The sequence below is a fragment of the Hallella absiana genome, from assembly GCF_025457485.1.
GTDB lineage: Bacteria > Bacteroidota > Bacteroidia > Bacteroidales > Bacteroidaceae > Prevotella > Prevotella absiana.
On the sequence record NZ_JAMXSP010000083.1, the window covers coordinates 1 to 1,028 of the forward strand.

The window sequence follows — 1,028 nt, forward strand, 5'->3', positions numbered from 1 at the left end:
ACCTGTTGGCGGAATTAATTTAGTGCATACTTAATTCTGCCAATGGGCTTGTCGTTAATGAAGTTTACGTATTGCAGAATGGTAAGTGCACTAATTTTGCCAATGATCCTGGCAAACAAACCATTCGTTATTTTCGCATAGTTCCTGATGACCAAGAACTGGTCTGTAAGTTGTGAGAATATTGTCTCAATCCTCTTTCTTGCCTTTGCAAACGGAATGAATGTCGGTTTCCAATCCTTTTGGTTGAGCCGATACGGACACTCCAGTCTTATGTGTGCGGTTTCGAACAAGTCAAGCTGTACGTCAGCTCCAATATACCCTTTGTCACCATAGATGCTACAGTCGTGATAAGTATGTTTTACATCCTTCATATAATGGAGGTCCGCCACACTTGCCTTTGACAGATCATAGGAATGGATAACTCCACTTAACCCACAGAGAGCGTGTAACTTATAACCAAAATAATACGTGTTCTGCGAAGCACAGAAGCCGAAGTCGGGAGCTTGCGAGAAATTGCCGGTACGTCCCATCTTGCAACGTTTTCCTCTTGCAACCCTACAGACCTCTATCGGCTTGGAGTCAACAAAGAATTGTTCCTCTCCGCCATCCATTTCCATGGCAATCCGCTTGCGCAGTTCCTCACACAGGCCTGCCGTTTTCTTCCTGCGGTCATTGAACTGTCTCCTTGATATGAGATTAGGAATGTTGTCCTTGTACTCTTGCAATTTATAGTCGAACAACCACTTCTCACTATCAATGCTCTCGGTCTCTGCCGTCAAGGATAGCGCCACCACTTCCAAATCCGAAAACTTGGGAACAGGACCACGACGTGGAACATTACCCGATTCATTGACGAGATTTTCAGAGAATTGCTTGCATATCTCGAGTATTTTGACGAATTTTGTATAAAGGTTGTACATACGATGGTTTGGACTTAATGTTTTGAACACCACTAAGTTACTAAAAATCAGCGATATGTGCAACTTTTTACTCATATTTATCAACTTAAATTAATTCCGCCAACGGGT

General features: G+C 42.8%; 1 protein-coding gene. It reads right to left on the reverse strand.

The window, feature by feature from the left end; all coding sequences use genetic code 11:
- Nucleotides 1-14 precede the first annotated feature (14 nt).
- Nucleotides 15-995, reverse strand: a complete 981-nt coding sequence (locus NG346_RS14470; protein WP_071121765.1) for an IS982 family transposase — start codon at nucleotides 993-995, stop codon at nucleotides 15-17.
- Between the last annotated feature and the right edge of the window lie 33 nt (nucleotides 996-1,028).

Coding starts and splice junctions, on each gene's coding strand:
- NG346_RS14470 (WP_071121765.1), bottom strand. CDS start 995: ATGAGTAAAAAGTTGCACATATCGCTGATTTTTAGTAACTTAGTGGTG.